General features: G+C 39.0%; 16 protein-coding genes and 4 tRNA genes. 10 read left to right on the top strand and 10 right to left on the bottom strand.

Annotated elements, in window-relative coordinates; genetic code table 11:
* Position 1 precedes the first annotated feature (1 nt).
* Entirely contained in the window at positions 2–289 is a 288-nt protein-coding gene (locus KKW16_RS06800; protein WP_065265682.1) for a DsrH/TusB family sulfur relay protein, read from the top strand.
* Between the two features lie 119 nt (positions 290–408).
* On the opposite strand, the gene xerC is transcribed toward KKW16_RS06800, so the two are convergent.
* Positions 409–1,296 (bottom strand): tyrosine recombinase XerC, encoded by an 888-nt coding sequence (gene xerC, locus KKW16_RS06795; RefSeq protein ID WP_134080144.1) that lies wholly within the window; start codon positions 1,294–1,296, stop codon positions 409–411.
* Entirely contained in the window at positions 1,296–1,730 is a 435-nt protein-coding gene (locus tag KKW16_RS06790; protein ID WP_215768100.1) for a GNAT family N-acetyltransferase, read from the bottom strand. Before KKW16_RS06790 ends, xerC begins: the two co-directional genes overlap by 1 nt.
* 165 nt (positions 1,731–1,895) lie before the next feature.
* On the opposite strand from KKW16_RS06790, the gene tpiA reads away from it, so the two are divergent.
* Positions 1,896–2,687, top strand: coding sequence for a triose-phosphate isomerase (gene tpiA, locus KKW16_RS06785; RefSeq protein WP_215768099.1), 792 nt, complete (start codon positions 1,896–1,898; stop codon positions 2,685–2,687).
* 84 nt (positions 2,688–2,771) lie between these two features.
* Here the strand turns inward: tpiA and KKW16_RS06780 are convergent, their stop codons facing one another.
* Complete coding sequence (locus KKW16_RS06780; protein ID WP_215768098.1) at positions 2,772–3,095, bottom strand: DUF4298 domain-containing protein; 324 nt, start codon at positions 3,093–3,095, stop codon at positions 2,772–2,774.
* Between the two features lie 307 nt (positions 3,096–3,402).
* Between KKW16_RS06780 and KKW16_RS06775 the strand changes: the two genes are divergently transcribed.
* Positions 3,403–7,236, top strand: a complete 3,834-nt coding sequence (locus KKW16_RS06775) for a YadA-like family protein (protein WP_215768097.1) — start codon at positions 3,403–3,405, stop codon at positions 7,234–7,236.
* A gap of 76 nt (positions 7,237–7,312) precedes the next feature.
* On the opposite strand, the gene coaA is transcribed toward KKW16_RS06775, so the two are convergent.
* A complete protein-coding gene (gene coaA, locus KKW16_RS06770) occupies positions 7,313–8,248 on the bottom strand; it encodes a type I pantothenate kinase (RefSeq protein ID WP_048953349.1) in 936 nt (311 codons plus the stop codon).
* A gap of 214 nt (positions 8,249–8,462) precedes the next feature.
* Between coaA and KKW16_RS06765 the strand changes: the two genes are divergently transcribed.
* The 5 genes from KKW16_RS06765 (at position 8,463) to tuf (ending at position 10,135) form a co-directional block, all read left to right on the top strand.
* Positions 8,463–8,538: transfer RNA gene (locus KKW16_RS06765), tRNA-Thr, on the top strand.
* Between the two features lie 29 nt (positions 8,539–8,567).
* Positions 8,568–8,652, top strand: a tRNA-Tyr gene (locus KKW16_RS06760).
* A gap of 42 nt (positions 8,653–8,694) precedes the next feature.
* Positions 8,695–8,769: transfer RNA gene (locus KKW16_RS06755), tRNA-Gly, on the top strand.
* A gap of 3 nt (positions 8,770–8,772) precedes the next feature.
* Positions 8,773–8,848: transfer RNA gene (locus KKW16_RS06750), tRNA-Thr, on the top strand.
* A 102-nt stretch (positions 8,849–8,950) separates the two neighbouring features.
* Positions 8,951–10,135 carry an elongation factor Tu gene (gene tuf, locus KKW16_RS06745; protein ID WP_005646706.1) on the top strand — a complete coding sequence of 395 codons (1,185 nt, stop codon included), beginning with the start codon at positions 8,951–8,953 and terminating at the stop codon, positions 10,133–10,135.
* Positions 10,136–10,298: 163 nt separating this feature from the next.
* Here tuf and ppx read toward each other — a convergent pair whose 3' ends face one another.
* The 6 genes from ppx to ilvY form a co-directional block, all read right to left on the bottom strand.
* On the bottom strand, positions 10,299–11,828 hold the full coding sequence (gene ppx, locus KKW16_RS06740) for an exopolyphosphatase (protein ID WP_215768096.1): 1,530 nt from the start codon (positions 11,826–11,828) through the stop codon (positions 10,299–10,301).
* 7 nt (positions 11,829–11,835) lie between these two features.
* Positions 11,836–15,732, bottom strand: a complete 3,897-nt coding sequence (tamB, locus tag KKW16_RS06735) for an autotransporter assembly complex protein TamB (RefSeq protein ID WP_215768095.1) — start codon at positions 15,730–15,732, stop codon at positions 11,836–11,838.
* 9 nt (positions 15,733–15,741) lie between these two features.
* On the bottom strand, positions 15,742–17,478 hold the full coding sequence (gene tamA / locus KKW16_RS06730) for an autotransporter assembly complex protein TamA (RefSeq protein ID WP_215768094.1): 1,737 nt from the start codon (positions 17,476–17,478) through the stop codon (positions 15,742–15,744).
* 122 nt (positions 17,479–17,600) lie between these two features.
* Positions 17,601–17,918: a thiosulfate sulfurtransferase GlpE gene (gene glpE, locus KKW16_RS06725; protein WP_048953326.1), complete on the bottom strand. Its 318-nt coding sequence runs from the start codon at positions 17,916–17,918 to the stop codon at positions 17,601–17,603.
* A complete protein-coding gene (gene rarD / locus KKW16_RS06720) occupies positions 17,919–18,797 on the bottom strand; it encodes an EamA family transporter RarD (RefSeq protein WP_215768093.1) in 879 nt (292 codons plus the stop codon).
* A 31-nt stretch (positions 18,798–18,828) separates the two neighbouring features.
* The gene (ilvY, locus tag KKW16_RS06715) at positions 18,829–19,707 is read right to left on the bottom strand and encodes an HTH-type transcriptional activator IlvY (RefSeq protein ID WP_215768092.1); all 879 of its coding nucleotides are present in this window, start codon (positions 19,705–19,707) and stop codon (positions 18,829–18,831) included.
* A 683-nt stretch (positions 19,708–20,390) separates the two neighbouring features.
* Between ilvY and ilvC the strand changes: the two genes are divergently transcribed.
* Together ilvC and KKW16_RS06705 are read left to right on the top strand one after the other, a co-directional pair.
* Entirely contained in the window at positions 20,391–21,869 is a 1,479-nt protein-coding gene (ilvC, locus tag KKW16_RS06710) for a ketol-acid reductoisomerase (protein ID WP_048953323.1), read from the top strand.
* A gap of 71 nt (positions 21,870–21,940) precedes the next feature.
* A complete protein-coding gene (locus KKW16_RS06705; RefSeq protein WP_215768091.1) occupies positions 21,941–24,670 on the top strand; it encodes an autotransporter outer membrane beta-barrel domain-containing protein in 2,730 nt (909 codons plus the stop codon).
* Positions 24,671–24,907 lie beyond the last annotated feature (237 nt).

The raw sequence follows: 24,907 nt of genomic DNA, 5'->3' as shown, positions 1-24,907 counted from the left end.
CATGCTTTATACTTTTTCACAAGCAGATTATGCGCAAAGAGAACTTGAGGGGTATTTTGCGAATATTACTGAGAATGATGCGGTGGTGTTATGGCAAGATGGAGTCTTGCTCGCAATTAAATATCCGCATTGTTTTGAACAATGCCCAGCTGAATGTCTGTTGTTAGAGCAAGATATTCTGGCAAGAAATCTCACCGCACTTTTACCTAGAGAAAGTAAAGTGCGGTCTATTACTATGCTGGATTTTGTGGCGATAACGCAGAAGTTTTATCCGCAATTAGCACTTTGAATTAAACTAAATTTGTCACAGTGTATTAAGCTGGTAAAGTTTTTTCTCATTTGTTCCCCATTCCCTTCTAGCCAGAATCATGGCTTACCTCTTTTTATTATAATCGGTTTAGAGGACGTTTATTTTTTACGTTTTGCTCTTGGATGAGCCTGATCGTACACTTCCGCCAAATGTTGAAAATTTAAGTGAGTATAAATTTGTGTGGTGGAAAGGTTGCTATGCCCAAGCAATTCTTGCACGGCACGCAAATCAGAACTGGCTTCTAACATATGGGTCGCAAAAGAATGGCGCAATTTGTGCGGATTAAGATGGCTATTTAAGCCTTGACGAATGCCCCAAGTTTCCAAACGTTTTTGAATGGCTCGATGAGAAATACGATTTCCAAGCTGGCTAACAAATAATGCCTCATCTTTTGGGTTAAATAACGGCCGCACTTTTAACCATTCTTGAATGGCATGCGAAGCATAACGCCCAAACGGCACTACACGCTCTTTGTTGCCTTTCCCGATAACGCGTACCTCCCGCACACGGGTATTAATGCTGTTTAAATCTAAGCCTTGTAATTCAGATAAACGTAAACCTGAACTATACATTAATTCCAAAATAGCACGATCACGAATATCAATCGGCTCTTTGCTATCGTTGGCAAGCAATTGTTGAACTTGCTCGCCATCCATATTTTTCGGTAAATGCTTGCCTTGTTTCGGTGCAGAAATGCCTGTGGCGGGATTTACTTTCAATTCGCCTTGTTGCACCAAAAAACTGAGAAATCGACGCAATGCGGATAAACGCAAAGCCAAGCTTTTTTCTTTTAAGCCTTGTTTTTTGCTTTCCGCCAAAATAAATCGCACCACGCTGGGTGTCACTTGTGCCCAAGCATGAATATCTTGTTGCGCTAAGATTTTGATGATGGCATCGAGTTGATGTTGATAATTGGTAAGCGTGTGAGGGCTCATTTGGCGTTCAATCCGCAAATAATCCCAATAACGATTTAACGCGGTTAGCATTACAAACTCAATTCAAATAAACGTTCTTTCGGGTTTAATTTAAACCCTTCCGATTCCAACATTGAATATTGATTTTGTGCTAATTCCGCTACTAAACGATTAGATTGCGTGAAATGCACAAAGTCTTTTGCTTTAGAAATCAGCGCCGCATAAATTTCTGTTTGTTGAACATGTTCCAACACAAAAATATCGGTGATTTGCCAATAGCGTTGTAATTGTAAAGAAGAAAGGCGAGGGAAAAGCTGCACAAAGCCAATAGCCTTTTCATTCTCATCCACCGCAATAAAAAACAGGCTTTCATTAAAACGCATACGATTAGTTAAAAAAACCAAGGTGCGTTCTGGATTCTCTGCTTGTCCATAGGCTTGGCGATAGGCTTCAAAAAGAGGAAGAAGCACGTCAATATTCCATTGTTCAGCTTTGAAAAGTTTCATAATTGGTTATTTTTTATTGGTTCCATACAGGTAATTGTAGCTTTTTAGCACAAGATAATCATCTTTCTATGAGAATTTTTTTAATTTTATGATCTTCTGCAAAGAATCGTGGAGAAATTTTGGTATAGTAGGCAAGTTAATTTTATCAACTATGGAGAAACAAAAATGGCACGTCGTCCTTTAGTGATGGGTAACTGGAAATTAAACGGTTCTAAAGCGTTCACCAAAGAATTAATCCAAGGATTAAAAGCAGAATTACATGATGTAACAGGTTGTGATGTAGCAATTGCCCCCCCTGTTATGTATTTAGGTACGGCTGAAGCAGCACTTTCTGGTTGTGGTTGTAGCTGTGGCGGTAAAAGTGTAATTCAATTAGGTGCACAAAACGTAGATATCAATGTGAAAGGTGCATTTACTGGTGATATTTCTAGCGAAATGTTAAAAGATTTTGGTGCAAAATACATCATTATTGGCCACTCTGAGCGTCGTACTTACCACAAAGAAAGCGACGAATTCGTAGCGAAAAAATTTGGTGCATTAAAAGAAGCTGGTTTAGTACCAGTATTATGTATCGGTGAAACTGAAGCTGAAAACGAAGCAGGCAAAACAGAAGAAGTGTGTGCACGTCAAATTGATGCAGTCATCAATGCATTAGGCGTAGAAGCATTCAACGGTGCAGTGATCGCATACGAACCAATCTGGGCGATCGGTACGGGTAAATCTGCGACTCCAGCACAAGCACAAGCCGTTCACGCATTTATCCGTCGTCACATTGCAGCAAAATCACAAGCCGTGGCAGACCAAGTAATTATCCAATACGGCGGTTCTGTAAATGATGCAAATGCCGCTGAATTATTTACTCAGCCAGACATCGACGGTGCATTAGTAGGTGGCGCATCATTAAAAGCCCCAGCATTTGCAGTAATTGTAAAAGCAGCGGCAGCAGCGAAAAATTAATTTTCATTTAATTAGAATAACAACAAAGTGCGGTGAATTTTCACCGCACTTTTGTTTATGAATTCAAGCAAACTGCATCGACAATTACTTTCCATTCGTTTGATCGAGAATTTTCGTCACCACTTTCAAATACTCAACCGCCAAGCCCTGTTGAGCAACACTGGCATTAAAAACTAAGTCTTCGGAAAGTACGCCACAAGGTTGGTCTTTTGGTACTTCGCCATTTTCATAAGCCTCAAAATCCTCTCGCCAATCGCCTTCGAAGTAATAATGTTCTAGGCGTTTCATTTTAAGCAAAAATGCCTGCCATTTTTCCAAAAATTGTTCTGCCTCGGCAAGAAAGCCATTTGCTTCATCTAAAATACTTTCCATTTCGGCAAGTTGGGATAAACGTTCTTTTGATAGCATATTTTTCTCTCATTTTATAAAAGTGTGGTCGGAGCAGATTTTACCGCACTTACGTTATAAAGTTATCCGTTATTCACAGAGATTGAATGTAAAGTCAATAATTTACAATGTAAAGATTGTAAATTTTGGTAAAGATACTTTTCATTTATTTTAATTGCTTGTAGAATTCGTGCGAAATTTAAATAGCGTATTTTATAGACAAATTTGTTATAAAAGACGTTAATCTGATAAACAAGGCTGTTTATCTATTCGTTATGCCGATAGCGAAAACCGCTGTTATCTATTTTAATACTAGGAGAAAACCTGAATGAACAACATTTTCAAAGTAATTTGGAATCACGCAACCCAAACTTGGACTGCTGTGGGTGAATTAGCGTCCGCAAAAGGTAAATCAAAATCTGTAAAATTAGCCGCAATTTCTACCGCACTTTTAGCTGTTGTGGCAGGTGGAGCACAAGCTGCAAATGTAGTTACGAAAGCAGAAGATAGAGGCGGATTAGCAATTGGAACTGACACAGTAACAAATCAATTTTATGGAAATGCAGACTATAAAGCTAAAACAGGTTTAAGTGAAAATAAAGCTGAAGCGAAAGTAAATGCTTATGATGGTATTGCAATTGGTAATGGTGCTCTTTCTGGTTCTAATTCTGGTACAGCCGGTAATGCACATATCGCAATAGGTTTAATGTCTCAAGCAACTGGTAATTTTGCAAATGGTAAGGATACTGGTGGTGCAAACGCTCAAAATGCAGCGGTTGCATTAGGGGCATATTCATTAGCTAGGGGTCAGGGCAGTACTGCACTTGGTGCCCACGCTGTTGCAGATGAGGTGGACTCTACAGCAGTAGGTAAAGTTGCTAATGCGAAAGGACAGTCATCTACTGCTGTCGGTCAACAGGCAGAGGCAATTCAGCGAGCTACTGCAACTGGTGCACAATCAAAAGCTTTGGGAACTTACTCTACTGCGATGGGGCAAAGCGCTACAGCTAATTCTTGGGATTCCATTACTGTTGGTAGTGCTTCAAAAGTATCTGGCCAGGGTTCTGTTAATGTGGGTAGTAACTCAGTATTATCAGGTAAAAACATCGCGGCTGTTGGTGCAGATTCAAAGATATCCAGTAATAATGTTTCAACATTAGGTTCAAATATAACTGTAGCCGCAGGTCGTGATGGCGCTGTTGTACTAGGCCATGGTAGTGATGCAGGGAAAGAGTCTACAAAGGTTATGGCTGTAAATTCAGCTGTGGCTGATGGTTCTCCATTGGTTTATTCTGATTTTGCGGGTAAGTTAGGTGGAACTGATACTGATGGTACAAATAAAGAAGCTACAGGTAAGCAAGGTAATGTTGTATCTGTTGGATCTAAAGGTAATGAACGTCAAATTAAACATGTTGCAGCAGGTCAAATTACAGCAGACTCAACTGATGCAATCAATGGCTCACAACTTTACCAAGTGGCTAAAACTTTAGGTACGGCAGCAAATCAAACTGCTAATGCTTTGGGTGTTACTTTAAATAAAGATGGTACGTTAAGTGGATTCTCACAACCATTAACTATTGCTGAAGGTAGCAATTATACTGCACCTCCTGCTGCAGGAGATGTAAAAACTGCGCTTACTAATTTAAATAATTATGTTAATGCTGGTTGGAACATTACTGCATCTGGTAATGGCTATAAAAATAATGTATCAATTGGACATACTGTTAACTTTGTTGGTTTAGGTAATGTAGATGTAGATGGTGTTGATGAAGAAAATGGCGTACGCACTATAAACATTTCGACTGACTCACCTATTGACTACGCAAGCACAACATTTGATGGTAAACCAGTAACTAAAGCGAGTGATGGTAAATGGTATCAAGTGGATGAAAATGGCGACATTAAAGGGGATCCAATTGACGCATCTGAAATTGATAAAAAAGGCGCTAAATTAACTGACTCTGATACAGAGAATAATCCGTATGAGAAAGGTAATTCCTATACCTATGATGACAAAGGCAATATTACTGAAACTGGTTATGATAAAACTAAACCAGAATCTAAGGATAAGATTACCGCAGGGGAACATGGTGTTCAGTTAAGTAATGTGGGCTGGGCTACCCAACCAGATCAAGCAGTAAATAAAGATCAGTTAGATCAAACTGTGAATAAATCAGGTTTCTATGTTCAGCAAAATGGTAAGTCTACTTTAGATGCTAAAACTGGCTCTGATAAGGTATCAGACACCGAAAAAGTAACGCCAAACGATGTAGTTAACTTTGCAGATGGTGATGGCACTATAGTTAAAGTTAAAACTGTACGTGATGACAAGGGCGTAGATACAACAACAGTTTCTGTTGATGTTGATAAAGGCTCAATTAAAGTTGATGAAACTAATCTTGGTAAAGTTGCCGTGGATAGTAATCCAACATCAACGGAAACTCAAGCAAACGCAGATGCTCGCGAAGGTAAGAAACTTGCTACAGTTAAGAATGTTGTTGATGCTATTAATAATGCTGGTTTCGTTGTGTCAAATGGTGAGTCTAATAAAAGTGAATTGATCAATGCAGGTAAAAAATTGACGTTAAAAGGCGGAAATGGCGTAAATGTAGAGCAAGATGGTTCTAACTTTACTTTCAGCATTGATTCATCAAAACTCTTAGAAGGTAAAACTGGTGACATTACTGTAGATAAGGATAAAAAAGCTGGAGAAGACGGTGCGGGCAAGGCTGCCGTAAATGATAATGATGCTACTAAACTTGCTACAGTTAAAAATGTTGCTGATGCGATCAATGGCGCAAAATGGTTTGCAAAAGTTGAAAATTTATCTGACTCAATGAATGTGCGAACACAAAATGATAAGGATGCTGATGCTCAAGCCATGGGAGCAGGTGATATTCTAACGTTGAAAGCTGACAAAAACTTAGCGGTAAAACGTGAGGGTAAAGATGTTACTTACGGTTTAGCATCAACAATTGAAGTTGATAAGATTACTGTGAAATCTAAAACTCCAGGTGAAGCTACGACTACATTTGAAAATGGTAAAGTAACTAACTTAGATGATCATTTAACTGCACCAGATAAAGTGACTGGTGGTAATGTAGTTAATGCAACTGAAGTTAAAACGCCAACATTAAAAGATGCGCAGAAAAAAGAAGCTGCTACAGTTAATGATGTGTTAAATGCAGGTTGGAATTTAAAAACTAATGGCAATCAGACCGCAGCTATAACTAATGGTAAAGGTCTTGATTTTGCGAGTGATGATAATTCAGTAACTATTACCCCAACTGTGGATAAAGATGGTAATGCAAAAGTTAACTTCTCTGTAAATGCTACAAACGCGATTAATGGTGTTAAGGGTAACGTAACAGCAGCTAAGGTTGATGGCGATCAAGCTGGTAAAGTGACAGTTTCTGATGCTGATAAAGGTAAGTTGGCGACAGTTGATACAGTTGCCGAGGCAATTAACAGCGCAGCAACTTTCGTGAAAGTAGCTGACTCGCAAGAGGTTATCAAAAAGTCAACTGATGATGATAACGGAGTTGCAGTTAAATCTGGCGATACAGTTACTCACACTGCTGGTAAAAACTTGAAAGTAAAACGTGATGGAAAATCTATAACTTATGCATTAGCACAAGATATTGATGTGAATAGCGTTACTATCGGTAGTGGCGATAATGCAACTAAAATTACCTCTGATGATAAAGGTTTAAACCTTGCAGGTAAGGATGGTGCAGCAACCAATATCAATAATGTGAAAGATGCGGATCTTAATTCAACATCTAAACAAGCTGTGAATGGTAGCCAGTTATATGCTACAAACGAAAAAGTAGCGAATTTAGGCACGACTGTTAATAACTTAAGTAAGGTTATTAATCATCACGCTGGTGCTATTGATAGCCTAGACAGAAAAGTAAACAAACACAGCAAACAAGCGCGTGCAGGTATTGCAGGTGCGAATGCAGCGGCGGCATTACCACAAGCTTATACTCAAGGTAAAGCAATGGTGGCTGCAGCAGCGGGTACCTTCAAAGGTCAAAATGCTTTAGCTGTAGGTTACTCTCGTATTAGTGATAATGGTAAAGTAATCTTAAAACTTCAAGGTAACGCAAACACCAGTGGTGATGTGGGTGCCGGAGTTGGTGTAGGTTACCAATGGTAATAGCGTAATCATTTATGATGGGATTTTCCCATCATGAATAAATCCTAAAAGTGCGGTGAAAATTCACCGCACTTTTTTATTTTCTTAGCTTCACCAATTCTACTTCGTGATTTTCCCCTTTTTTTAGAATTAAATTGGCACGTTCTCGTGTTGGCAATATGTTCTGATTAAGATTTAATCCATTAATTTCATCCCAAATTTTGCTTGCTGTGGCAATGGCTTCTTCTTTTGATAACTTTGCATAGTGCTTGAAATAAGAATTAGGATCAGTAAAGGCACTTTCACGGAATTTTAAAAATCGTTTGATATACCATTCTTTTAATAAATGTTCTTCTGCATCAACATAGATGGAGAAATCAACAAAGTCAGACACGAAGGTTTGATTTGCTTTATTGTTGCCTGTTTGTAGCACATTTAATCCTTCTAAAATGAGAATATCCGGTTGATCGACAACATCAAATTTATTGGGAATAATGTCGTATGTCAGGTGAGAATAAATTGGTGCATGAACGTTTCTTTTACCCGATTTTACATCAGCAAGAAAGCGAATGAGTTTGGGCGTGTCATAGGAAATGGGAAAACCTTTCTTTTGCAACAGATTATTTTGTTTGAGTTTCTCAAGTGGATAGAGAAAGCCATCAGTGGTGATGAGTTCAACTTTTCGCTCTTTTGGCCAATGGGAAAGAAGTGACTGTAATATCCGTGCAGATGTGCTTTTCCCGACAGCCACACTGCCAGCAATACTGATAACATAGGGAATTTTGGTATTGTTTCTGCCGAGAAATCGATGTAATACCGTTTGGCGACGTAAATTTTCATCGATGTAATAATTAATTAAGCGTGTCAGGGGTAAATAAATTGTGCTGACTTCATCCAGTGAAAGTTCTTCGTTAAAACCTAGGAGAGGCTTAAGATCTTGTTCTGTGAGTTTTAACGGAACGGATTTACGTAATTCAGCCCATTGTGCGCGATTGAAGCTTAAAAACGGGGTTAATTGATTTGAAAATTCCATGATGTAGTGATTTTATCGTGAAATAAATGCGAGAAAATATACTCTATAAGATGAAATTTCGCATTGATTTTTCAGCATACTTCATGATTTCTGATTAAAAAATCACATTTTTGATTGTGATTTAAACGAATAGACAAAAAAAATAAATTTTTTAGAAAAAACACTTGTCAGGAAAAGTTTTTTCCATATAATACGCCTCACTTGCTTACGACACGCCGACTTAGCTCAGTAGGTAGAGCAACTGACTTGTAATCAGTAGGTCATCAGTTCGATTCCGATAGTCGGCACCATTCCTTCGTATCAAGTATTCATTTAGCGTGGAGGGGTTCCCGAGCGGCCAAAGGGGGCAGACTGTAAATCTGTTGGCTCAGCCTTCGAAGGTTCGAATCCTTCTCCCTCCACCATCTTTTAGATGAATCCTGATGGGACAGACGAATTTAGGACTTGCGGGCATCGTATAATGGCTATTACCTTAGCCTTCCAAGCTAATGATGCGGGTTCGATTCCCGCTGCCCGCTCCAAACGCTGATATAGCTCAGTTGGTAGAGCGCACCCTTGGTAAGGGTGAGGTCGGCGGTTCAAATCCGCCTATCAGCACCATCCTTCATTTCTCTCTTCCTTCAATTATAGCAAACAATTTTATTGGTTAATGTGGTTTAATTTACCCATCGATAACCGTGTCTATTTAGAGGGACTCTTTAAATGTCTAAAGAAAAATTTGAACGTACAAAACCGCACGTAAACGTGGGTACAATCGGCCACGTTGACCACGGTAAAACAACTTTAACAGCAGCAATCACAACCGTATTATCTAAACACTACGGTGGTGCAGCTCGCGCATTTGACCAAATCGATAACGCGCCAGAAGAAAAAGCGCGTGGTATCACCATCAACACTTCACACGTTGAATACGATACAGCAACTCGTCACTACGCACACGTTGACTGCCCGGGACACGCCGACTATGTGAAAAACATGATTACTGGTGCGGCACAAATGGATGGTGCTATCTTAGTAGTAGCAGCAACTGATGGTCCAATGCCACAAACTCGTGAGCACATCTTATTAGGTCGCCAAGTAGGTGTACCTTACATCATCGTATTCTTAAACAAATGCGACATGGTAGATGATGAAGAGTTATTAGAATTAGTAGAAATGGAAGTTCGTGAACTTCTTTCTCAATATGACTTCCCAGGTGACGATACTCCAATCGTACGTGGTTCTGCATTACAAGCATTAAACGGCGTAGCAGAATGGGAAGAAAAAATCCTTGAATTAGCAAACCACTTAGATACTTACATCCCAGAGCCAGAGCGTGCGATTGACCAACCGTTCCTTCTTCCAATCGAAGACGTGTTCTCAATCTCAGGTCGTGGTACTGTAGTAACAGGTCGTGTAGAACGTGGTATCATCCGTACTGGTGATGAAGTAGAAATCGTCGGTATCAAAGATACAGCGAAAACTACAGTAACGGGTGTTGAAATGTTCCGTAAATTACTTGACGAAGGTCGTGCAGGTGAAAATATCGGTGCATTATTACGTGGTACTAAACGTGAAGAAATCGAACGTGGTCAAGTATTAGCAAAACCAGGTTCAATCACACCACACACTGACTTCGAATCAGAAGTGTACGTATTATCAAAAGAAGAAGGTGGTCGTCATACTCCATTCTTCAAAGGTTACCGTCCACAATTCTATTTCCGTACAACTGACGTAACTGGTACTATTGAATTACCAGAAGGCGTGGAAATGGTAATGCCTGGTGATAACATCAAAATGACAGTAAGCTTAATCCACCCAATCGCGATGGACCAAGGTTTACGTTTCGCAATCCGTGAAGGTGGTCGTACAGTTGGTGCGGGCGTTGTAGCGAAAATCATCAAATAATAGATGTAGCGAAATAGTCTAAGAGACAAGTAAGAGAAAAGTGCGGTGAGTTTTCATCGCACTTTTTTGCATTTATATCGAGCCACTGGGAATAGTGAGGATAAAAAATAAGCTTTTGTGATTTTATCTCAAAAGCTTATTTTATATAGTTAGTAAGACAGGATTAATTAAAGATTAGTCCCATTTCTAAATCTTTTAGAAGATTGCTTTCAATTCTTAATTCATTCCATATTAATGGGTTTCGTTCTAAGTAACCTTCTTCAAGCGTTAAGAGCCAATTATTGTCAGATCGTTGAGTTTGAAAGGTGAACGTTTTTAGATTTTCCGTGGCTTGACGTGATTTATTGAAAATTACCGCAAGACGGAGAATGCGTATAAGCGTGATGATATCTTGTTCATGATAACGAGAAGATCGAAGAAATTCGTTTGGCTTGAGGTGACCAATATGCCAGTTAACTAAGGTTGTGAGTAAACGTTGCTGTTCACGGTCAAAACCAGGTAGTGCGATATTTTGTAAAATATAAGCAGAATGTTTTTGCAAACTTTTGTGATTGATGACAATACCTACTTCATGCAGGCGAGCAGCCCAAAGTAGGATTTCTCGCATTTCTTCAATATATGCTTGAGATTGCCAATGTTGATATTGAGCACTTAATAAGTTTGCACTGTCAGCAACACGGTGAGCCTGTACTTGATCTATATTAAATTGTTCACTTAATCCCCAAGCTGTGCGTGCACGAATGTCAGCAACTTGAAAGTTTTTTTCTAAGCTATAGATAACACCTTCACGTAGTGCTCCATCAGAATAACGCATCTGTTGAATATTTAATACCTCAAATACAGCACTTAAAATAGCCAGTCCGGGTACAAACACATCTACGCGATCAGGATTTAAGCCATTGATATTCAGTGAGGTGAAATGATTGGCACGTAGCGTTTGAGCGATAAGGGTATTTAATCGTTCTGTGGTGATAATACCATTGGGATCGATAGTTGAGGAAATAACCTGAGAAACAGTTTTGATGGTTCCTGAGGAACCCAGTACAGATTGCCAGCCAAGTTTACGATATTCAAAACCTAAATCTTCGATTTTATTTACCGCACTTTGACGGGCTCGGTGGAAATTTTCTCCTGAAATAATTCCATCTTTGAAAAATTGGGTGGCAAAGCTGACACAACCCATGTGGCGACTTTCTGCAATAAGTGGGGTAAAGTCATCCCCTATGATCATTTCTGTTGAGCCACCACCGATATCAATTACCAGTTTACGGCCTTTTTCTGGCTGGGTATGACATACGCCGGCATAGATTGTTTTGGCTTCTGTTTGCCCACTGATAATATTTATTGGATATGGGAAAACACGGGCCGCCTGACGTAAGAATTCATCATTATTGACCGCGCGTCTTAATGTATAGGTACCGACGACGTTAACATTTTCCATCGGAAAACCTTGTAAACGTTCTGCAAATAATGCTAAACAGTTTATTCCTCGAGTAATTGCTTCTTGATTGAGTACGGCATTTTCATCTAATCCTTCTGCTAGTCTCACTTTTTGTTTTAAGCGAGAAAGGACTTGAATAGAACCATTCACAATACGTGCAATAATCATATGAAAGCTGTTTGAGCCAAGATCAATTGCTGCAATTTCACGGACATTACCACGATGTTGTGAGGGTAATATTGCGTTATTCATAAAATTCCTAAAATTCAAATTGATAAAGTAAGTCAAACACTTGGTTTGTACTAGAAACGGATTGAAAATAAAGTTGTGGCATTAATCGGTAACGTAGGGTTACTTCTGCCAAGCCATCAAATAAGCCTACACCATATTTTATTTGTAAGCGGTTGGTGAGGTTTCCGCTGACGGTCACTTTGGATTTATCACCCACACCCGATGTGCCAAGGTTTAAATCTTGGATACCAAAAGCCTCTCCAATACTTCCCACTAATTTACCGCTCTTTGAAAGCCCTAGACCAAGTAATGCAGCCCCTACGGATCCACTAGATCCCGCCTCACCACTATTTTCTAATGAACGACCCGTTAACAAATAGGAAAGTGCTTGATCTTGTGGTTTACTTGGTTCGCTAAAGATGGTGACATCAGGTCTATCCGCTGTACCTATTACTCTAACACCAGCAGTAATTTTGCTGTCTTCCATTGCTTCTGGATTGCGAATCGCTTCAATGTTTAACATCGGTTGTGACGGTTGGCCTGAAAAGTTAATTTGTCCTTTTCGAATTAATAAATCTTGTCCAAAAGATGCATAACGTCCTTTAGTTAAATTAATTTGCCCGAATAAACCTAAATTTCCCCTGTCTTGTTTCACAGAAAGTAAACCATCAAGATTGGTTTTCAAACCATAAGCATCAAGGCTGACGTCTTTACCAATATTGATGCGTAAATCAGAGCGAATATCCATGCCTGATTTTGTTTTTGCTGCAAATTCACGTTTAATCAGTTCTTCTTTGCTCTTATGAGGGCCATTTAAAATAACTTCATCTTCGCTCACTGGCTCAGCAGTGTCTGGTAAGCTATCAATTCTAATTCGCGCCCAAGGAATATCCACTGTTCCGCTTAAATTCAATTCTTTCGGATTCGCTTTTACCGTGATATTTGGACTGAAACGTAGTTTCGCCATAGAAGGAATATCCACGTTGAAATTATTTGCCTGAGCATTTAATTCTGTTGTCCAATGTTCGATATTTGCCCAGTTTGCTCGGCCGGTTAAATTCAAACGGCTATCGCTAGTTTCAATTTTGCCCTGTAAAGTGGAATTATTACCGTGGAAATGTACGGCAATATCGCCATCAGTAATATTGACTGGCATAGATTTTAATTTGGTACGAATATTGCGAATATTGAAGTCGCCATTTAATAATGGTTTCTCTAAATTCCCGCCGAAACTCAACTTTGAGACTACCTCACCATTTACTGATTCACCGCTAGTAAGTAGCTGATTTGCGATAGACAAGCTTAATCGTTCTATCGCAAGAGTTCCGCCAAGTTGACGATTTTTAGCCAGGTCATTTAAATGAATATCGCCAACAACTCTGCCTTGGTTATGCACATTAATGTCTGTTTTTAAAACCAAATTGTTATTTTGAATGTCGGCGTTAAGGGTTAATTTTGGAATATCCAATTTAAACGTACGGTAATCCAATTTTTGAGAGAAGGCTAAATGATTGCCATCTACTTTGGCGGTAAATTGGAATGGTTTATCCGTAAACCAAGCAACATTACCTTGCGCTTGTAAATTGCCTTTGAGGCTATCTTGTTCGATAAGTTTATTCACTAAATCCAAATTAACACGTTTGAATTGGAAAGGAATATTCCCTTGCTTGCCCACATTGAATGCTTGGGGAAAACATAATTCTACATCTGTATTTTGCCAGCAATGTGCGGCAATATTGGCTTGTGTTTGTTTGTGATCGTAAGACACTGCAATAGCTTGGTTAGATTTTACATCGCCAATAGGTGTATCGAATTTTGCTTGGGAAAGTGTGCCTTTCCACTGCTCCAAAGTGCGATCAAAATGACCGTTAATTTGTAAATTTGCAGCAACAGGCTCACCTTGGGATTTAAGCGTTAACAGATGATTTTGTTCATCGCCAGATAAAGCGAGATCAAGTAAACGGAGTTTAACACTTTCACCATAATGAAGTTGCTCAGCCTTAATATTGAATTGTCCTTTAGCTAAAGGATCGCTTTTGATATTCCCTTTTGCGCTCGCTTTAGATAATTGGAAACCTTGCAAGTGTAAATTAGACGAGGTTAAGTCAAGATCAAGGTTTGGATTGGTGAACTGACCAGAAATAGCCGCATGCCCTTTCACATTACCACTTAAATCAGACCATAAACCACGTAAATTCGGTGCATCGACATCTAATACAAAATCAGAATGGTCATCTAATACACCTCTTGCGTTAAGATGATTTTCACCATATCTCACCTGCAAATCGGGTACTGTTAGAAGTACATTCTGATTGAGTGTTGCGGAGCCTTTTAAACTGATGGGGTTTGAAGACAGCGTCCCATTTAAATCAGCTACAGGCAGTTCCACTTGCCAGCCTTGAGAGCCTGCAAAGCCACGAGAATGCAATTTGCCAGATAGTGTTGCAGGCATGACAGGTACATAAAAACCGATATTCATTTTTTCTAAATCGGCTTGTACATCCCAGTTTGCGCCCTCTTTCCAGTTTGCTGTCCCAACAAATTCACTTTTACCGTCTAACGAAGCTATCCCTAATTTATTGACGGTTACTTCATAAAGTTTACCGTCGGCATTAAGATCCACTTGAGATGCAGGAATATAATCCATTCCATCTACGCCACCTTTAAGTTCAGCGTGATAATTCAGTAAATTCCCCGTGAGCTTAAGTGTTACATCATTAATTTTAAGTGGCGCCATTGTGTTTACAAAAGCATATTGTCCTTTTGCCACATTTAATGTGAGGTTTAAGGGCATTTTGTCTTGTGCTAATTGCACTTCGCCATTCAGTTCAGCATCTAATACGCCTTTTGTTTTCAAAGAAAGTGCGGTGGATTTTTTCAATGATCCCGAAAGCGTAAGATCGACATCACTCGCTGGCAGAATTTCTTTTCCAGAGGATTTCAACGGCTCCAAATGGGATTTTAAAGTTAAATCTAGTGGCATATCGCCATCAAGTTGTAATTTACCTTGTGAATAAAGATTACCCAACGAGCTTTCTACCGCTAATTTTTGTAATTGCAGTTGGTTATCGACGGTATCCGCCTGTGCAATCAGGTTTGAGATTTCAATAGATTGAAGTATTTCACCTTTTTCATTCACCGCTTGATAATACCAGTTTTGGCCTTTAATCGCGGGGATGTGTAAATCAAAAGGAAGAATTATTTCTGATACATTGCCTAAAAAAGCAGGCGTTAAAGATTGCTCAATCGCATCCCAATCTACAGGTTTATTCGGCTTTTTGTCTTGCGGTTCAGGTTTAACTTCGGGTAATTTTTTTGAAATAACTGAAATATCGTTAATTTCAGTCGGCGCAATAGTTAACCCTTTTTCATTATTTAAACTTACCGCACTTTTAAAATGACTGAGAGTAATATTAGTCTGATCAATATTTACAGATAAATCTTGCACCACCAAATTTTCTGCATTAATACCAATTGGCAAGGAAATACGCTTCATCGGGCTAGACTTTGAATCATCAGGCATTGATCGAGGCAGTAATGCTGTATTAATTGCAATCGTCGGTTTATTTAGGGTGAAATCACGTAAACAAACCTCACGTGAAAGCAAACAATCGAAATCAAGCTGTAAACGTGCTTGCGCAATATGAGTATCAATTCCTGCGGTTTGATAACGAACATTATTCAGCACTAAGCCATTTTGTAGTCCGCCTTCAATTTGCTCAACGGAAAAACTATCAAGCATTTTATCAGCAAGTTGAATTAAACCTCTTTGCCCCGCATCGAAAGAAAGTGCCCCAGCAACACCTAAAACAGGCACCAAAATGACCGCACTTCCGATACAAACAGCCTTGCGTACCCAATGTTTTTTATTAGGTTGCTCAGGTGATTTTGGTGAAGTTTCTGATGGTTGTATTTGTTCTGTCATAAATTCACCTTAAATTTCTGTACCAAGTCCGATGTAAAATTGAATATTTTTGCTGTTATCTTTATCACGAATCGGGGTGGCAATATCAAATTTAATTGCGCCCACTGGTGATGCCCAACGGACACCAACGCCTGCGCCATAACGCAATTCTTTAGTCGTGTAATCATTAGCTGCTAATCCGCTATCTGCGAAGGTCGCCGCCCACCAATTCGGATAAACTTGATATTGATATTCTAAAGAACCCGCAAGTAATCGCGAGCCACCAACCAATTTTCCGTTTTTATTTTTAGGCGCAATTTTTTTATAGCCGTAACCGCGCACACTGCGATCGCCACCCGCAAAGAAACGAAGTGCGGGCGGAATTTTTTCAATATCCTTTGTATGTAAATACCCAACTTCAGCACGAGCAACGATACGGTGATTTTCCGCATAAGTACGAATCCATGCGCTAGAGGCTTGCACTTTTACGAAAGACACTTCCGATAACCAAACTTTGTTACCCACATCAAAAGTGATTTTTTGTACGTCGCCCCAAGTTGCAAAAGAACCGCCACGTAATCGGGTGCGAGTAAATCCGACCGTTGGATAAAGGAGGAATGTTTTATCGGTTATATCGGCTTGTGTAAAACTGTCGTATCGCGCACGAAGTCCGCCAAAATATTGCCAGCCATGTGCGTTGTTCCAATAACGTAACGCGGACAATGTAAGCGCTCTCGTATTGGTATCATTCTCTTTTTCACCTTCCCAACCGACAGAGTAATCATAGTAATAATTTAATGGATTTTTAAGCAGTGGCATTCGATAAGTTGCCTCTAAAGTTTGTTTTGGCGCAGAGAGATAAAGATTGGTACGGAAACTATGTCCACGACTATTAATCCAAGGCTTTGTCCAACCAATTTGAGTGTGCACGCCACCATCAGTTGAAAAGCCCACCCCTAGTTCCATCGCATTTTTTTTACGTGGATAAAGAATAATCTCTACATCCACAGTTTTGCTTTTATGATTAACATTAGGTTGAACTAATACTGAACTAAACCAATTTGAAGATGAAAAATCACTGGTTAAATCCGATAAGTTATTCATTAAATACGGATCACCAGATTTGATGTTAAGAATATTATTTAAGTAATCATCCCGAATTTGTGAATGATTAAAAGTAATATTGCCATAATGATAACGAACGCCGCTATCAAATAACATTCGCCACCATGCTTGATGGGTTTCAGGGCTGATTTCTAAACGTGAAATTTTGAATTCCCCATCAAAATATCCACGATTTAATGCTAAACGTGAAATCGCTGTTTTGTAATCATCGTAAGTTTGGTGTTCGACTAACACCCCTTCTTTAGGTAATTTTTTACGTAGCGCATCAAAATTTTCATCTTGTGCGGCTTCCCCTTCAATTTGCACATCAGTACCCGCAATTTTTGTTGGCTCACCCGGTGTAACATGAGCAATCAATAAATCGCGTTTGCCTTGACGCTGTTTTCGTTCAAAACGCACGGAAGATTCATAATAACCAAACACACGCAAACCACGATCCACAGCTTGAGTGACTAAATGTTGATAGCGTTCGGAACCATCCATTTCTTCTTTATTAATCAGATGAACATTGAGATCCGTATTACGAACAGCACGAAATCCACGGATACCTTGAATTTCAATATCCACCGTTTGTTCAGCTAAAGCAGCTAGGCTAGGAAAAAAAAGAAAAAGTGCGGTGAGTTTTAGAGGTTTTTTATTCATGCTTAAATGCTACTAGGTATTATCGTTGCACATTAGTGGCTATAGTCTACGGATATGTAAAAGATGATCAATGCTATTTATCATTTCTTGTCATAATTTTTATGCTTGAATGTGGGTAAACATTAATAAGCGGTTTCAATAGGTAATTCTGCTCTACACCAGCCATCAAATCCACCAATAATACTAAACACATTTTCATAGCCTTGTTCCACTAGAAAGGTCGCCACATTTTTACTGCTCACGCCATGATAACAACTCACAATAATGGGGGAGTCAAAATCTACTAACTCTTCAAATTGCAAAAAACTTTGATTCGTTAAATGAAAAGCACCTTTAGGGTGCGAGAGGGTAAAGCGGGCATCATCGCGAATATCGGCTAACACTGCCCCTTGCTGAACCATTTCCCATGCTTGTTGTGGTGTAATTTCTTTAAATGACATTTATAAACTTCCTTTTGCGTGCTGTTTGTACACACCATCAATCACAACAAGAATCATAGCGAGCACTAAACAAATAAAAAGCGGGTAACTTTCGGCGTCAATTTGTTCACCAATAAAAAACGATACGAAAATCATCATAATGGTTTCCACATAGCCAAGTAGGCCAAGCAAATTCATCGGTAACATGTTGCTGGCAATCACATAAGCAATCAATGCCGTGCCGCTAATTAATCCAAGCAACACAAGCAGCCCCCAAATATTAGGGTTACTTTGTTCGACCACAGCGAAATCTGTTTGTAACGCAAAATAAATACTAATTGGGATTAGGCTCAGCATCTCTAAACCAAAAGAAGCGAGATCACTATTTTTTAATGCTTTTCGAACGGAAAAATAGGTGGTATAGCCAACACAAATCACAATAGCTTCCCAAGAAAGCCCACCTTTTAGCACGATATTAGAAATCACACCTAATGCGGCAATCACGACTGCAATAAATTTGAACGTTGAAATACGTTCTTTAAAAATTAAGCGACCTGCTGCCACCATGACAATAGGCAAAAGCAAATAACCAAAAGAGACGCTCAATGAACTGCCATTATTCGGCGCCCAAAGAAAAAGCCACATCTGAAACCCCATCAATAAGCCGCAAAAAAGATAGGGCAATGCCAAGTGCGGTTGTTTTTTGATGAGTTTTAAACGATGAATCAACGCATTTTTCTGCTTAAACATAAACACGGAAAGGACAACAAAGGGAAACGTAAAAATCATCCGATAACCGAAAATATCCGTGCCACTCAAAGGTTTCAACAGCGTAGAAAAATAATACATATAGCCAAATAGAAACGAGGCAAGTAATGAAACGAGAACACCTTTAAACATAAGAAATCCTTATTCTAAACAGCCAATCATTCTATTCTAACATCGCCCAAAATGCACGGATTAAGGGTTGTTCGAGATTCCTTTTTTGGGTACAGATAACCAATTCAAAAGGCTCGATAGGCTTATCAAGATTAAGTCTGGAAATTTGGTTATTCATTGGGCTATTGTCAATGACCGCATCAGGCAACATCGCTAATCCGAATCCCAATCCAACCATCGGAACAATCCCTTCATGCCCCGCAACGGTAGCATAAATTTTCGGATGTTTAATGTGTTTCTCCCGTAGCCATTGTTCAATCCGTTGCCGAGCATGCCCTTCAACAGGGAAAATAAAAGGCATTTGCTGCCAATTAATGGGTTTTTCTTGCAGTAATTGTGTCGCCAAACAAGCCACACGCGGTGCAATTAAAGATAAGCTAATATCATCAATTTTATGAAATACCACACTAGATGGCAGATTATTCGGTTTACCCGCAATAGCGAGGTCAACCTGTTGTGTTTGAATCAACTCTAATGAAAGCGCTGGATCGCCCGTCGTCAGCTGAATTTCCACTTTAGGATAACGCTGGCGAAACTCTTTAAGTACCTGCGGAAGATGGCTATAAGATGCGGTTACAGAGCAAAAAAGTTTAATTTCACCGCAAAGTTCATCTGATTCATCCTTGAGTTGTTGTTTAAATTGTTGCCAGCTTTGCCATTCTGTTTTAGCAAATTGCAAAAATTTCTCGCCATATTCAGTGAGTTTAACTTGACGGTTATCACGAATAAAAAGTGTTTTCCCTAACTCGTCTTCCAACCGTTGAATTTGACGGGAAAGGGTGGAAGGGGACATGTGGTTTTGGGTGGCGGTTTTGGCGAAGTTTTGGGTTTCTGATAATTTAATAAATAAGTTGAGATCGTTGAAGTCCATAATGATATCTATTTTATTTAAGTCAGGGTTTCGCCTGACGGCGACTTACTTTCTTTTGCTTGTACAAAAGAAAGCAAGCAAAGAAAAATACACCCCAGTTAAATCGCTGATCTTTGCTTTGTTTCAATTTTCTTTACGGCAATTTTCTAAACTCGCTGCGCTCAAACAGACGAAAATTGCCTAAAAATTGAAAGTCACAAAGGCGATTTATATGGGGCTTAAGATGTATTAGCACATTATTTGAAAGTGAAGTTGATTATAAGATTGTTTTTATAATGAAAAATATTCAATTTTTAACCGCACTTTAAATCAAAGAAAGAATAAAATATTTTCCCTTCTTTGCCACCTGAAAAATTGGAAATTTGTAGGAAATTTTCGTCTGTTTGAGCGCAGCGAGTTCAGAAAATTTCCGTTAAGCAAATTTTCAATTTTTCAGGTGGCAAAGCCGGGTGTGTTTTCTTTTTGCCTACTTTTACTTTGCACAAGCAAAGTAAAAGTAGGTCGCTCATCGAGCGAAATACGATGCAATCCACAAAAAACAAAATAATTGCGTAAATCGCAACATTACATTCCTATAATATCACTTTACGCAATCATAAAAAATCCTATAATCAAACCACAACAAAAAAATATGCAAACACAACATCATACAATTATTCACCTTATACAATTAAGGACAAAAAATGGCTAACTATTTCAACACATTAAATTTACGTCAAAAATTAGACCAATTAGGTCGTTGTCGTTTTATGGATCGCGAAGAATTTGCAGATGAAGCAAACTTCTTAAAAGGCAAAAAAATCGTTATCGTGGGCTGTGGTGCGCAAGGTTTAAACCAAGGTTTGAATATGCGTGATTCTGGCTTAGATATTAGCTATGCCTTACGCCCTGAAGCGATTGCAGAAAAACGTGCTTCATTCCAACGTGCAACTGAAAATGGTTTTAAAGTGGGTACTTATGAAGAATTAATTCCAACTGCAGATTTAGTCGTAAACTTAACGCCAGACAAACAACACTCTAAAGTGGTTGCTGATGTGATGCCTTTAATGAAAAAAGACTCTGCATTTGGTTATTCACACGGTTTCAACATTGTTGAAGTTGGCGAAGAAATCCGTAAAGACATTACAGTTGTGATGGTTGCGCCAAAATGCCCGGGTACTGAAGTTCGTGAAGAATACAAACGTGGTTTCGGTGTGCCAACATTAATCGCGGTTCACCCTGAAAATGACCCGAAAGGCGAAGGCATGGCGATTGCAAAAGCATGGGCTGCTGCAACTGGCGGTCATAAAGCGGGTGTTTTAGAGTCTTCATTCGTGGCAGAAGTAAAATCTGACTTAATGGGTGAGCAAACTATCCTTTGCGGTATGTTACAAGCAGGCTCTATCGTATGTTATGACAAATTAGTGGCAGACGGTAAAGATCCAGCATACGCAGGTAAATTAATCCAATACGGTTGGGAAACCATTACCGAAGCATTAAAACAAGGTGGTATCACATTAATGATGGATCGCCTATCAAACAGTGCAAAATTACGTGCATTTGAACTAGCTGAACAAATCAAAGAAAGCCTTGGTTTCTTATATTACAAACACATGGATGACATCATTAGCGGTCACTTCTCTGCAACAATGATGGCTGACTGGGCAAATGGCGACAAAGACTTATTCGCATGGCGTGAAGCAACAGGTAAAACAGCCTTTGAAAATGCACCAAAATATGATGGCAAAATTAGTGAACAAGAATACTTTGATAACGGCGTATTAATGATCGCAATGGTGAAAGCTGGCGTGGAATTAGCTTTTGAAGCGATGGTTGCAAGCGGTATTTATGAAGAATCAGCTTACTACGAATCACTTCACGAATTACCATTAATTGCGAACACCATCGCACGTAAACGCTTATACGAAATGAACGTGGTAATTTCTGATACTGCAGAATATGGTAACTACTTATTCTCTAACGTAGCGACTCCAATTCTTGCAAAAGAAATTATCCTTAACCTTCAAAAAGGTGACTTGGGCGAGCCTACTCCAGTAGCGGAAATCGATAACATCACCTTGCGCGATGTAAACGATGCAATTCGTAACCACCCTGTTGAATTAATCGGTCAAGAATTACGTGGTTATATGACAGATATGAAACGTATCGCAGTTGCGGGTTAATTACTAAATCAGTAAAATTCAAGCCAACTTATTCAATAAGTTGGCTTTTTTTATAATCCAAAGGAATTCATATGAAAAATAATAAAATTTTTAACCGCACTTTTAAAGTGAGTTTGGTGGCTGTGGCGTTAGGATTAGTTAATTCGGCATGGGCAACAGATCTAACTTGCTCAAACTCAACAGGATGTCAGTATTCTTGGGGTGCATCACCTAATTGGACTTTCAACAAAAACCAACAAACATCAATTAGTGATGCAATTAATGTAACTATTACACCAGGAAACTACCAAAATATCGCTAAAACTGATATCGGAACTAGTATGCATGGAGGACAACCACTAGCCTCTAGTGATTCACTATTTGGTATTTTTGACCTTACTGATAGAAATAATCAACTTACTATTAAATCTGGTGTAAATGCCACACTTAAAGAAGACTACCCTTCAAGTTCACTTTTAGATATATCGGGGGCAGTTGCTACTTTAGAAAAAGGCTCAAAACTCATTGTTGAGAAAAATTACGCACAAATTCACAATATAACTGATGCTTATGGTGATTTAAGTGGCAACTCAGCGATTGAATCTCGTGGTGGCAAAATTAATACAGAAGCTGATATTGAAATAAATAACGATGGTTCTAGCGCAATTGAATCTCAAAAGACCTCTGTTATCAATTCATCCAATCATAGTATCAAGATGAATGGAAAGAATGATATTGCCTACGCATTATATGGTGCAGAAGATATAGCAAATATCAGTAATGTACAAATTACTGGAAATCAAGATATGCAATTTGCTTTTGACATCGGTACAAATGATGAGAATGCGGCTCAGACGGTTATAGCTAATGGTTTAAATGTAACTCTTAACAATAAAAGTGGCTTATTCACCACATCAGATAGCGGATCGCAAGCAATAACACTAACAAATTCGGAAAGTAACGCAGGTTATGGTTTACTCGCATTCCCATTGGGCGATGAGCAGTTAGTTAAAATTAATTTAGAAAATACAACATTAAATGCTACTCAAGCATTAATCTCGCTTAATGATAAAAACTTCCCTCTTGAAGCAGAAGATGAGGATGATGCATCTAATTCTACACCAGCTGGAGTCTATCATCTAAACCTTACTGCAAGTAAAAACTCCAAACTAACTGGCGCAATTCTTGAAAATCCAGATTGGCCCGTAAAAAATGAAATTAATTTGTCTATGTCTAATAGCCAATGGAGCTTCAATAAATCAAGCTCATTGAATAATTTATATGCAAACAATTCTGAAATCACATTTACCCCGACTTCTGAGTATAAAACATTAACTATTAAAGATAACCTCACTGGTTCCAGCACATTTAACCTCAATACTAATATTGCTGAAAACAAAAGCGATAAAATCGTTGTTAAAGGCACTGCTGAAGGTAATCATAAAATTGGTGTAACTAACCAAGGGGCAAATGTTGCTAACGGAAAAGTGACACTTGTAGAAACCAATGGTGGTAATGCGTCATTTAACTTAACTAATACGAATAATCGAGTAGATTTAGGTGCTTATCAATACTTCCTAACAAAAGAGGGAAACAATTGGGTATTAGCGAACTCTAAAAATGTAGTTACACCAAGTAATTCTATGGTAACTCCAAGCAACCCTGTGGTGACTCCAAGCAACCCTGTGGTGACTCCAAGCAACCCTGTGGTGACTCCAAGCAGCCCTGTGGTGACTCCAAGCAAACCAGTGGTAACTCCAAGTAATACTGTAGTGACTCCAAGCAACCCTGTTGTGGCTCCAAGTAATCCTGTGGTGACTCCAAGTAATCCTGTGGTGACTCCAAGTAATCCTGTGGTAACTCCAAGTAATACTGTAGTGACTCCAAGTAACCCTGTGGTGACTCCAAGTAATCCGGTAGTACCATCTGCAGCTCCAGTTCTACCAAGTACACCATTACTTTCAGACTTAGCAAATGCACAAGTTTCTCTTCGCCAAGCACAATTGCTTTTAGTGGAAGATGATTTAAGTGGCATTTATCAACGTCTAGGCGAAATGAAAAACGGTGAAAAAGGTAATGTATGGGTTCGTAATGTAAGTTCTCGCCAAAAATTAGCCGCACTATCGACAGGTGAGAGTAAAACTTCTGGCTTTAAACAAAACGTACATAGCTTACAAGTGGGCGCTGATGCTGCTGTAACAGATAATCTTCGTGTCGGTGGATTTGTGGGCCGTAGCCAAGCTAACGTTGATTTCAGTGGTTATTACGGTGATGGCAAAGTAAGAAGCAATAGCGTGGGCTTATATGCAGCTTACCTTGCAGATAACGGTATTTATGTAGATAACATCGTGAAATACAGCCGTTTACACGCTAACTCAGATCACACTGAAAAACGCCATTACAACGCTTATACCATTTCGAGTGAATTAGGTAAACGCTTTAGCCTTGCGAATGATTGGACAATTACCCCGCAAGCACAATTAGCGTGGACACATATTTCATCACAAGAGAATGAAGATAGCTTATCTTCTGTTTATTCTCGAATTGGTTTACGTGTAGCGAAAGGCTTTGCATTAAGTAATGGTTGGAATTTACAACCTTATGCAGAAGTAAATGCGATTACTAGCAAAAACCGTAGCAGTAAAATTCATTACACAAACAGCGCGCTTGATGTCGCAAGCAGCCGTGGACGTTTTGAAAGTGCGGTCGGTTTAAATGCTGGATTTGCAAATCATCGTTTTGGTTTAGAAGTAAGCCGTGCTGACGGTAAAAACTTCGACAAACCTTATGCAATTCAAGCGGTTTATCATTATAGCTGGTAGTATCTTACTAAACATACCTCTTAAAAGTGCGGTGAATTTTCACCGCACTTTTGTTTGTCCTAACTAAATATTCAAAGTCTTATAAATTCTAGACTCTTTTAGCTATTAAGAGAGAAATGAATTTGATTATTCTGCTGTGTTCAAGGATATCACGTGCTGTTATATCGATGACTCATTGGTTGTTTTTTTACTCAAAATAAAATAAAAAATATGAGCAAGATCACAAAATGAATATTT

The organism is Haemophilus sp. SZY H8, assembly GCF_018829755.1.
Classification (GTDB): Bacteria; Pseudomonadota; Gammaproteobacteria; order Enterobacterales; family Pasteurellaceae; genus Haemophilus; species Haemophilus haemolyticus_K.
This window is presented reverse-complemented; position numbering and strand designations above follow the sequence as displayed.

Coding starts and splice junctions, on each gene's coding strand:
- KKW16_RS06800 (WP_065265682.1), top strand. CDS start 2: ATGCTTTATACTTTTTCACAAGCAGATTATGCGCAAAGAGAACTTGAG.
- xerC (WP_134080144.1), bottom strand. CDS start 1,296: ATGCTAACCGCGTTAAATCGTTATTGGGATTATTTGCGGATTGAACGC.
- KKW16_RS06790 (WP_215768100.1), bottom strand. CDS start 1,730: ATGAAACTTTTCAAAGCTGAACAATGGAATATTGACGTGCTTCTTCCT.
- tpiA (WP_215768099.1), top strand. CDS start 1,896: ATGGCACGTCGTCCTTTAGTGATGGGTAACTGGAAATTAAACGGTTCT.
- KKW16_RS06780 (WP_215768098.1), bottom strand. CDS start 3,095: ATGCTATCAAAAGAACGTTTATCCCAACTTGCCGAAATGGAAAGTATT.
- KKW16_RS06775 (WP_215768097.1), top strand. CDS start 3,403: ATGAACAACATTTTCAAAGTAATTTGGAATCACGCAACCCAAACTTGG.
- coaA (WP_048953349.1), bottom strand. CDS start 8,248: ATGGAATTTTCAAATCAATTAACCCCGTTTTTAAGCTTCAATCGCGCA.
- tuf (WP_005646706.1), top strand. CDS start 8,951: ATGTCTAAAGAAAAATTTGAACGTACAAAACCGCACGTAAACGTGGGT.
- ppx (WP_215768096.1), bottom strand. CDS start 11,828: ATGAATAACGCAATATTACCCTCACAACATCGTGGTAATGTCCGTGAA.
- tamB (WP_215768095.1), bottom strand. CDS start 15,732: ATGACAGAACAAATACAACCATCAGAAACTTCACCAAAATCACCTGAG.
- tamA (WP_215768094.1), bottom strand. CDS start 17,478: ATGAATAAAAAACCTCTAAAACTCACCGCACTTTTTCTTTTTTTTCCT.
- glpE (WP_048953326.1), bottom strand. CDS start 17,918: ATGTCATTTAAAGAAATTACACCACAACAAGCATGGGAAATGGTTCAG.
- rarD (WP_215768093.1), bottom strand. CDS start 18,797: ATGTTTAAAGGTGTTCTCGTTTCATTACTTGCCTCGTTTCTATTTGGC.
- ilvY (WP_215768092.1), bottom strand. CDS start 19,707: ATGGACTTCAACGATCTCAACTTATTTATTAAATTATCAGAAACCCAA.
- ilvC (WP_048953323.1), top strand. CDS start 20,391: ATGGCTAACTATTTCAACACATTAAATTTACGTCAAAAATTAGACCAA.
- KKW16_RS06705 (WP_215768091.1), top strand. CDS start 21,941: ATGAAAAATAATAAAATTTTTAACCGCACTTTTAAAGTGAGTTTGGTG.